This is a genomic window from Puniceicoccus vermicola (genome assembly GCF_014230055.1).
GTDB classification, from domain to species: domain Bacteria; phylum Verrucomicrobiota; class Verrucomicrobiia; order Opitutales; family Puniceicoccaceae; genus Puniceicoccus; species Puniceicoccus vermicola.
On the sequence record NZ_JACHVA010000055.1, the window covers coordinates 1 to 9,910 of the forward strand.

Consider the following 9,910-nt stretch of genomic DNA (forward strand, 5'->3'; position numbering starts at 1 on the left):
CGTCAGATCTTGATTCTTGAATTTTGTAAGCCCGAGCGTTAGCCCAACTGCCTTCGCTGGAACCACAAAAAGCACAGAAATCACAGAATTAGACAGGTGCCCACCTGTTGAGGTTTTGGTGCGTTCTGTGGTTAATCACAGCTGGGTTGATCTTTAGTCGGAGATGGGGACGGGAAGAATGGAGTCAGCCCAATGTTTCATGCATTTAGTCGGGAGAAGTTCATCCAGACCAAGTGCGGGATTTCTTGGTGACTGCGGCGGAACTGGATTAGTAAACTTTTCCTGGATTTCCGGAGGGAAGGAGAGGAGATGAACCACAGATGACTCAGATGGGCACAGATGTAGAGGGGGGAGCTGTTTCCGTTTGTGGGGATCGGTGGTGTGTTTCGAATTCTTTTTTGGAAGGGAAGGGAGAAAAGGCCAAACGCGAATAGGAGTCGGAGGGGTCCACGAATTCTGGTAAAGCGCAAGGGAGAAGCGTTCGCTTCGATCGCCGGAAAATTTGCTTGCCGACGGCTAGATTTTGACTAAAAATTAGAGTAATGAAAACAATTTCTCGCTTTGTTCTCCCTCTTGTGTCTCTTCTCAGCCTGCCATTGGCGGCCACGGCTCAGTTCACGATGGTGATCGAGTATTCTGCGATCACCGGAGACACCACCATCACCTACGATGGCAACTGGGCCACTTACTCCCAGACTGCTTCGTTTGGCTCCGGATTTCCAGCGGACTTTGGTCCTAACGCGGTCTACACCAATATCACCGGTGCCTATGGTTACGATGACGGAGCTTTCAATACTCCTTTTCCCTGGAATTCCGCTACCGTAACCGCGACAACGGGCGACCCATGGGGATTTGACCAGTTTGGAGCCTACGCACCGGCGGGATACATTGCTGGAACCACGCTCTCAGGCACGATGACCCTTGGAAGCACGGATCTGTCGGATCTCGGACTCAATCCGGGGCAAAGTGGCGTTGCTTTCAAAGGTTCACAAACGGTAAACTGGTCAGTTGTTCCCGAGCCATCCAGCTATGGTGTTTTGCTTGGCCTTTTTGCTTCTGGTTTCGTCTTTCTAAGACGGCGGAGATAAGAAGCGCAGTTGCGGAGGGGCTCTTGCAAAGGAGCGGGAAAGGCAAAAGGCGTCAGATCTTGATTCTTGAATTTTGTAAGCCCGAGCGGTAATCCAACTTCCTTCGCTGGAACCACAAAAAGCACAGAAATCACAGAAATGGACGGGTGTCCACCTTTTGAGATTTTTGTGCCTTCTGTGGTTAATCACAGCTGGGTTGATCTTTAGTCGGAGATGGTGGGACTGCCGGAGGGGGGAGCGGTCCACGAATTCTTGCAAGAATGATGACGAGGCATTCTTGGGAGTTATCAGAATGCGACTCGGAATCCCCCTTTTTAAGGGGGATAGCAGGGGTCAGCCCGAAAGCGGGGTCAGCCCAATTTTTCATGCAAAGCGCCAAGTTGGATCGTGGGTAGGGTCCGGGGTGCTCTCAACGACTGTGGCGGGACGGTATGTGTCTCGTCTTTACCATTTTATCTCCCACGGATGTTGGGTTGGGAGAACAATGACTTGCTCTTTTACTGACGGGTCGCACACTTCGAATCGGACTGGCGGCAAACCAATTTGCGTATCGCGCTTCTATGAAAACAGAAATTCTCAAGAATTCCTCGCGGATCGACTCCGATTCCTTTTCAGGAGGACTTCTGGAGTTGCGGGATGGGGAAGAGTATTACAACAACCTGTTCTCCCGATCCGAGGTATTGCCTCCGGCGACGGAGGATCTCTCTTCGCTCGAAGTGGCGAGCATGAATGCGCCGGAGGGCGTGATCTATCCAGAGCAGCGGAGCTACTTCTGCTCTCTCGCCTGGTGCGAGCGGGGTGGGTTTATCGTCCAGGGGCGCAGTTGGTCGTTCGAAGTTAAGGCAGGAGAGGTCGCCGTGCTGGACACGGGTATCCACTACCATGCCTCCGCCGGAAAGGACGGAGCAGAGGGATATTACCTTCTGCTGGACGGGTCCCGATGCCACGAGTTGCTCGAACAAACCAACCTTTGGCAGGGAGCCTTCCGCTACCGCGAGATTCCCCGCGATTGGCTCAATCGGATCGCCTTTTGCCTGACCCGCCCGGACCGCCAGGCCATGGCTTCGCACATTGGATATCAAGTCTTTCAGCAGGTCGGTCAGCAAGTGGCCGAGGGCTTCCCGAGCCACCTTTTATGGAAAGCCTGCCTTCACATCCAGACGAACTGGAACAATGAGTCTCTCAGCGTGGAGTCAGTGCTCGCGAGGGTGGATACGTGTCGGTCCAAGTTGTCCGCCCTCTTTAAGGAACACCTTGGAGTATCCATTCTGCAATACATCAACGATATCCGCCTCGGTCACGCCAAGCGGATGCTGGTCGATGGTTCAGAGTCCGTTTCGAGGATTGCCACCTCTTGCGGCATCCGCGACGCCTCGTATTTTTCAAACTGGTTCCGCAAACAGTCCGGACAAAGCCCAACCGCGTTTCGGGAGAATAGGTAAAAACCCCGGCGCAGTCCCCGGACGACTCAAAATTTTGCCCGCCGATGGGCGGGGCTAGGCATCCACGCAGGCGACCATTGGACGACCGACAGCCGAACCGAGAATCACTACAATGTGAGACCTGCATCGAACTATGAAATTTGTCCAAATCCTTGGACATTTCGACGAAACGGTCGACAGAGGCGGGTAGTTGATCGGTGATCAGGTTTTCAAAGTGAAAATAATTCCCACAAACGCTATGAAACCTGGAATCGTAACCTTGATATCCGCTGTCTTGACTCTGATTTGGCTACCTGCTCAAGCAGCGATCACTCTAAACTTTGAATGGGACAGCGTTAGCAATGTGACCACCGCATCATGGAATGGGACGTGGGATGTTGATTCTAGTTCTACGTGGTCAGGATCTTCAGTTCTTTCTTCCACTAGTGGATTCTATGCGATCGAGATTTCGTTCAGTCGGGCTGGCGGTGTATTTGGTGATGGAATATCAGGCACACCTTTTCCCTGGGGGATATCTCGAAACGATTGGGTGATGAGTCCGGGATCGGATAGTTTCGGGTTCGACCAGAACTATGTTTACGGGCCAAACGATTTTACGAATTCCACGATGATCACGGGCTCGATATCCCGCACGGGTAGCTTGACGGATCTTGGCTTCGCCAACAACTCCGGAGGACTCAGCGGAACGCTCTCTGGAGGAGGGGGAACGGTCAACTGGTCCACGAGTGCCGTCATTCCCGAGCCCTCCGCCTACGCCGCCCTAGCCGGTTTCCTAGCCCTAGGCATTGCAGCCTGCCGCCGCAGGGTGCGCAGGTAACGCGAAGAGAGAGATTTCCCGTAGGTGGGTTGGCTTTGCCGCCCACCCGGTTGTCGCTAGGAAGGTAGTCGGCCCGGATGTCCGACAGTCATTCGCCTCACGGCGGGATGCTACGAAACTTGTGATGATTCACGGCACAAGTTTCTAATCCTTTCCACCCCAATTCTCAATTGGATCAGACGCTTTAGGGCCTCCATAAAAACGACATCCCGTGGTGTCGATCCGGATGGATCGGCAGAGCTGGGATCGGGTCCGGAGAGACGGCTCCCGGCTTTTCGCGTCATGCCGATAAAACAATCCGATAAGAACTATTAAATTTGTCCATATCCTTGGACATTTATCCAGCGTGCTTGAACTCGGCTGCCGGATTGGCGCTTCTCCTACCTAGCCAATAAAAACGAGAAAAAGAATGAAAACCGTACTAGTCGCACTTCTGTTTGCTCCCCTTTGGTCATGGGGCGCAATCGTCATCACGATACAGAACGACGGTTCTGATGTTCTTGCTACCGGATCGGGTAGTGCAAATACAGCAGGCCTTAGCGGGTTCGCTAATGCTATTGCCGCACCCGGTATCGACAGTTCACTTGCTCGAGTGTTCATTGGCTCTTCGTTTGCGAGCATTGATCGATACGACCTTCCCGTAGGTGGACCGACTGCAATTGGATCCGTTGGCCCGGCATATCCGAATTCTGGCGGAGGTCAGGTCTTCGGCGTGCTCGGTGGATCTAACTATCTAATTCTTCCCTCCGGATATAGCTCAGGGGATTCACTTTCAGGGTTTTCTCGTTTTACCAATACATCGATCAATGATCTCGGCTTATCTTCAGGGAACTACACATGGAATTGGGGCAGCGGTGCAAATGCAGATTCTCTCACCATCAGCGTTGTTCCTGAACCATCCGCCTACGCTGCCTTAGCGGGCCTCCTGACCCTAGGCATTGCAGTCTGCCGCCGCCGGGTGCGGAGGTAGTATCTCTCCGAAGAGACAACTCACCACTCATCCAAAACGTTCAAGCAAGCTAGATGAAAACCAGAACCGCTCTACTGATTTCAGCGACGCTCAGCGCTTTTTGCATTACTCATTCCTTCGCCGCGATCACCCTCACCATGGAGGAAGTCGGTTCGAACGTGGTTCTTACGGGTAGTGGCACGATTGATCTAGCAGGCATGACATCAGCCGGCTCCCAAAGTGGCTTCAATGCGGAAGTTCAACCCCTGCAAGGAATGATAAGCCTTGGTAGTGCCGCCAGTTTTGATGCCTATTCCGGATCGTTTTCAGGTCCTGCTTTCGGAACCAGCAATGCAGTTACCAGTGCAGACAGCGCCACCGGGTCTCCTTTTGGTTTCGTTGGTATAGGAAAGTCCCTCTTCCTCGCAGTCCCCAGCGGGTTCGGTTCCGGGGATGCGCTCGGCATCTCAACCGCGACTTTCAACAACACCTCTTTCAACGACCTCGGTGTAACGCCCGGCACCTACTCCTATAGTTGGGGAGACAATGGTAGTGCAACCTTGACCGTCGTCCCCGAGCCTTCGTTCTACGGTGTCTTAGCCGGTCTTCTTGCGTTAGGCCTCGCGGCCTGCCGCCGCTGTGAGCGCACTTGCTCCAAGACTTAGTGGGACAGCCGGGCGAGGGAAAATGGGGTCAAACCCCGACACACTCCGTGAGTTCACCCCGCTGCAGCGGGGCGGGACTTGCAGCGCAAAATATAAAGATTTGGTCGACGTCGCTCTCTAGATTTTCCTACGTTTGACATCATTTCTCTGGGGCAGTCCAGTGGATTGAAGATCAACCGCAGATGGATCCCCATTCTGAAAGCGGGAGGCAAATGGGGTCAGCCCAGTGTTTCATGTATTTGATCGGGGAAAGTTCATCCAGACCAAGTGAGGGGGGAGGTTAGGGTCGGCGGTAATTAGTGTCGGTGCAAGTTCACCTACATCGACTTGCCACACGGAAACCACCTTCCTCAGGACACCTGACGCCAAGGTCATGAAACGCTCGGCTTGGAAATTCACGTTTCTGGGACAGGCTCTTTCACACTGGCATCCTGTATGCCAAGTTTGGCGCCGGTTGTTGCGGGCACTTCCAAGATTTGGCCGGCATCCAACAGACGGTTCCTCAGCTTCGCATAGTCGATCGATTGCACGTCCGCTCTTGTTTTGAGGGCTTCCACTGCCGCTAGGGCAGCTGACTGACCGCAGACCATTTGCGTCCATTCCAGACGAACCGACCCGTATCCAACATAGCTGCTGGAGAGTGCGGCGGGCACCAGCAAGTTGGTGCACTGCGAGCGCTTGGGGATCATCGCCCGGTAGCTGATCGGGAAGGGGACATAGTCGTGCTCGAAAAAGAAACCTTCGTTTCGAACCACACCATTTTCCACAATGCGACGTGCATGGTGCGCGTCCGGCGGCCACCAGGCGACCCCGATGGCATCCTCGGCGACTACTTTTCCTTTGGTGTGTGCTTCCGTGATGACGTAGTCGGAAATCATGCGCCGCCCTGTGCGGATATAAAGCGAGCGAGGCCAGCCTTGGTTGTCGATGAACTCGTCGGCTGCGAGTCCCCATGTGGACCATTCTGCTTGCAGTTCGCTCGGCACGGCCGGGTCATGGCAGAGAAACCAATAGAGGCCTTCGATGAAATCCTTGTGATCGTCGTAGATTGCTTGCCGCTCGGCATAGCTCCCGTCGGGCCAGCCATGGTTGTAGCCGTAAAGGTTCCCGGACAAGTCATGCCAACTGCCGAGATCGGTTTTTCCCTTAGGCAACTTGATGACCGGGGTGAACAACCTGCCGCCAGCGGCTAGATAACGGCGGTAGATCTCGTAGTTCGCCGGATCGTAGTTGACCGGTTTTCGAAAGGGGAGTTGGTTGGCCGGGTCTTGCGTCAGGCACTGCCGAAAACAGAAGCCCATAATGTTGTTGTCGCCATCGCCTGGCTTGCCTTTCGGCTCATCTTGCACAGTTGCGATCAGCCCGCTACTTGAATTGCCGGGAATGGTGTAAGGGTCGACATCGACCTCGAATTGCCGGTAGCTGGATTCACGAATACCATTCAGGCTCTCCCCGTAAGTGGCGTTGCCTTCGCGTCCGGTTGTAAAGGAGATCCCGGCCCATTTCATCAGGTCACCTTCGATCGTGGCATCGATAAAGACCGTTGCCCGGAAACGGTTGCCGCTCTCCATTTCAATTTCACGAATGCAGCTGCCTTCCTTGAGCACCGCGCTATCGCGCTCGGCCAGTCTTTCGTTCCGGAAGACTTCGATCCCTGCCTCGGCGATCCACTCCTCGATGACTTCCTCGGCCACATGACATTCGAATTTGGAGGTAAATGCTTCGCCGTATTTCGCACCGACACGCTGGTAGAACTCGCGAGACAAGCCGCCGATCACGAGTTGGTTCTGCGTTCCATTGTTGTTGATGTCTTGGCTGCCCAACCCTTCGACCAGCATGCCGCCGATATGTTGTCCCTGGGCAATGAGAGTGACCGACTTTCCGGCAGCCTTGGCTTGTAGGGCCGCTGTGAGTCCGGCTGGGGAGGCCCCGTAGACGCAAATATTCCTTTCAATCATCGAGCACATTTCTGAGATACGATCCATCGCCTCCGCCTTTAATCGCTGCCTGGAAAGGCGTCGCTTGGCTTAGTTCCGCCGAGGGCGTTGTTCTTTCGGCGCGGCGCAGTTTGTTCGTTGTTATGTCTTGCCTGTCTGGTTTTCGACAGAGCGCAATCATCCAACTGCTTGGAGCCGCGTTGAGTCAGAACGATCGGACTAAGCGCGACGACGACGAGTAGCTACGAGCAGCAATGCGATTCCGCCGATCATCGCGGCATACGTGCCGGGCTCGGGGACGGAGACAATTTCCAACGAGGTCAGCACACCGATGTAGGAATTGCTGTTGGAAAGTAAGGAGAAGGTATCGTTGGTGCCATCAATCGTAAATGTGCCGCTTAGGTAGTTATCACCGTAAGACCAGCCACTGACAGTCGTCGAGTTAAAGATGGTTCCGACGGAGTAGTCGGAGAAATCGGTAATCGCGTCGTTGCTGGAACCGGCGTAAATATCGAAGTCGGTCCTGGCATTAGCTTCTGTGTCGCCCCGGAATGATGTCACGTAGAATCTATACTCTCCGGCGTCCAGACCTGATATGGAAAGACCGATTCCCGGGCTGCCACTGCCGTCGCGCACCGCATTGCCTTCGCCCAGATTCGTATCAAAGAGATTCTTTAGGTCTTGGTCCACCGCTGACTCTACCGAATAATTTGCCGACTTGGTTGCGGCTGAATAATTAAGCGTGGTGCCTGTATCGGTCGTGGTGGTTCCAAAATCAATCGCAAGATTCGTAGCATTGCCAAACTCGTCTTCGATTCCGCTGGCGGTATCTTGAAAGAGATTGATCCAATTCGTGCCGCTCAACTCACCCGCATTATGGCCCGGTGAATTGGTGCCTGTATAAACTCTGGGGGAGTTGCCGGTGCCGCTGCCGAAGTTGATCAGGATGTTTTGTGCGCATAGGGAATATGCGGCGATACCAGTAGCGAGGAGGGTGAGAGAGATTGTTTTCATATCGTGACGTTGGGGGATTGTGAGGATTGCAATTGAAACTATACTCTACCATGTGCGGCTGTTTTGACCATGTATGAGAATGCGGATTTATATGGACAAAACATAGGTTTTGCGTTCGATGCTGTACGTATGGAGACGTCATACCGATCCAAATTGGGGCAGCTGTTGAACAGTCGATTGCATTTCGATCAGGTTCGCCATGAGCAGTTCCAGCCTGGGTTTTCTGCACGCAGCCAAATCGTGCCAACCTGTCGTTTCATCCTCTTTACTGGCGGATCTGTCCGCTATCAGGTTGAAGGTGAGGATGTGAACTGTGAAGCGGGTTCGGTCTTATTTGTGCCACCCTGGATCTGGCGTGAATGGGAGGTCGTAGGGGATCGGCCTGCCGAATTGCTCTGGACGGTCTTCAGCGCTAGCGAGGGAATTTTTCAGGATTTCGATCATCTTATCCTGGATCGACCGACAGAGTTTTTCCTCCAGCGTTTAGGTATGGAGCGTATTCTTGCACTAAAGCAGAGGCAGGAGAAATACGATCTTCTGATGGAGGGAGAGATGAAAGCCGTCCTTGCCCGTTTCTTTCTAAACCTGCCTGAGCTGGTTATGGAAAAAAAGCGAGCTTCCGACCGTCATCCGGAAGTCGATTACTCGGTCCGTTGGCTACAGGCGCACTATTATGTCCCCACTGCCTTGGCTGAGTTACAGGAACAGTTGACCCTCCATCCGGATTACTTTCGCGATCTCTTTCGCCGCCAGATGCATGAGAGCCCGAATCGCTACCTCACCACGCTCCGTATGCGTGCGGCCCGGTACTTTTTGAAGGATTCGGTTATGAGTATCAAAGAAGTGGCTGCACGCTGCGGCTACACCGATGCGTTGTATTTCAGCCGCGCTTACAGGAAGTTCTGGAATCACTCGCCCAGTGAGGAGCGAAAATAGAACCAGCCACGGTCTCATCCGTAGGCCGCTCCAAATTTATAATTTGGTCGTCTATTTTTCAGCCTATTCAGAATCTGCAACCTCCTCGAAATGGAGAATCTGTCCGACACTTTCCAACTCTTTTGCCAGGGCGGGATAATCAATCGATTGAACCGCGTCTTTTTGGTCGATCAGCATGTCGGTCGCGATCGCAGCGCTTTCGCCGAGAGCCATAAAGACCGGCTCCATGCGGATGGATCCAAATGCGATGTGTGATGCGGATAAGCAGACCGGAACGAATAGATTTTCGCATTCGCCCTTGGCCGGTGTGATGGAGCGGTAGCTGATCCCGTAGGGAGCTTTGGGGAGTAGTTGAACATCGCCTTCATTATAGACACATCCATCTTTCACAAAGCGTTGGCAGTTGTGACTATCCATCGCATAGGAGCCCATGGCAACGGGATCCTCTGGTTGGCGAATATGTTGCGTGTCTTTTTCCGTTAGAACATAGTCACTGACCATGCGGCGTGCTTCACGGACATACAGTTGATGTGGCCAGTGTCCGGTTTCTGGGAATTCATCCTTCGGCAGGCCGAAACGGGCATATCCTTTACGGTATACTTCCGGAATGGAGGGATCATTGGCCATAAACCAAAAGTGTCCCATGATGTAGTCGACATGCTCTTGAAAAATGACTTCGCGCTGGGCGTAGCTCGCTTCCGGCCAGGCATAGTTTGCGCCGATGAAATCTGTGGAGACCGGGCCGTGGTTGTTGGTATCTGTTTTTAAATACCCATTCGGCGTGCGCGCATCCATTACATCGAATTTTCTCAAAATGGAGTCGGGGTCATCAAGATTCCGGTTCTTCGGGTTGGGCAAATGCGCATTATACTCGTCCGTGTCGGTATTGAACCAGCGTCGAGCTAGTTCGTGGTCAATTTCACGGAAGCTCTCGGGCTTAACCCAATCAACCTTTAGGTCCGGATCATCGGTCATGCAGACCCGGAAATTGTAAGCTTGGATCTTATGATCTCCGGAGCCTTCGGGATCGGGTTCGGCTTCATTGATCCAGGGGAGCACGCC

At 53.4% G+C, this 9,910-nt stretch carries 9 protein-coding genes; 6 read left to right on the forward strand and 3 right to left on the reverse strand.

The genetic code is table 11. From position 1 onward, the window contains the following. Positions 1-542 precede the first annotated feature (542 nt). From H5P30_RS07455 to H5P30_RS07475, 5 genes are all read left to right on the forward strand, one after another. The gene (locus H5P30_RS07455; protein WP_185692342.1) at positions 543-1,088 is read left to right on the forward strand and encodes a PEP-CTERM sorting domain-containing protein; all 546 of its coding nucleotides are present in this window, start codon (positions 543-545) and stop codon (positions 1,086-1,088) included. A gap of 560 nt (positions 1,089-1,648) precedes the next feature. After that, positions 1,649-2,530, forward strand: a complete 882-nt coding sequence (locus H5P30_RS07460; RefSeq protein ID WP_185692343.1) for a helix-turn-helix transcriptional regulator — start codon at positions 1,649-1,651, stop codon at positions 2,528-2,530. A 532-nt stretch (positions 2,531-3,062) separates the two neighbouring features. Further along, a complete protein-coding gene (locus H5P30_RS07465; RefSeq protein ID WP_185692344.1) occupies positions 3,063-3,347 on the forward strand; it encodes a hypothetical protein in 285 nt (94 codons plus the stop codon). Positions 3,348-3,756: 409 nt separating this feature from the next. Further along, the gene (locus tag H5P30_RS07470; RefSeq protein WP_185692345.1) at positions 3,757-4,317 is read left to right on the forward strand and encodes a PEP-CTERM sorting domain-containing protein; all 561 of its coding nucleotides are present in this window, start codon (positions 3,757-3,759) and stop codon (positions 4,315-4,317) included. Positions 4,318-4,370: 53 nt separating this feature from the next. Further along, positions 4,371-4,961, forward strand: coding sequence for a hypothetical protein (locus H5P30_RS07475; protein ID WP_185692346.1), 591 nt, complete (start codon positions 4,371-4,373; stop codon positions 4,959-4,961). Between the two features lie 395 nt (positions 4,962-5,356). Here H5P30_RS07475 and H5P30_RS07480 read toward each other — a convergent pair whose 3' ends face one another. Next, on the reverse strand, positions 5,357-6,919 hold the full coding sequence (locus H5P30_RS07480; protein WP_221774318.1) for an FAD-dependent oxidoreductase: 1,563 nt from the start codon (positions 6,917-6,919) through the stop codon (positions 5,357-5,359). A 198-nt stretch (positions 6,920-7,117) separates the two neighbouring features. After that, the gene (locus H5P30_RS07485) at positions 7,118-7,912 is read right to left on the reverse strand and encodes a PEP-CTERM sorting domain-containing protein (RefSeq protein ID WP_185692348.1); all 795 of its coding nucleotides are present in this window, start codon (positions 7,910-7,912) and stop codon (positions 7,118-7,120) included. A gap of 129 nt (positions 7,913-8,041) precedes the next feature. Between H5P30_RS07485 and H5P30_RS07490 the strand changes: the two genes are divergently transcribed. Next, on the forward strand, positions 8,042-8,848 hold the full coding sequence (locus H5P30_RS07490; RefSeq protein WP_185692349.1) for an AraC family transcriptional regulator: 807 nt from the start codon (positions 8,042-8,044) through the stop codon (positions 8,846-8,848). A gap of 63 nt (positions 8,849-8,911) precedes the next feature. On the opposite strand, the gene H5P30_RS07495 is transcribed toward H5P30_RS07490, so the two are convergent. Further along, positions 8,912-9,910 (reverse strand): FAD-dependent oxidoreductase (locus H5P30_RS07495; protein WP_185692350.1); only part of this gene is annotated, 999 nt, incomplete at its 5' end.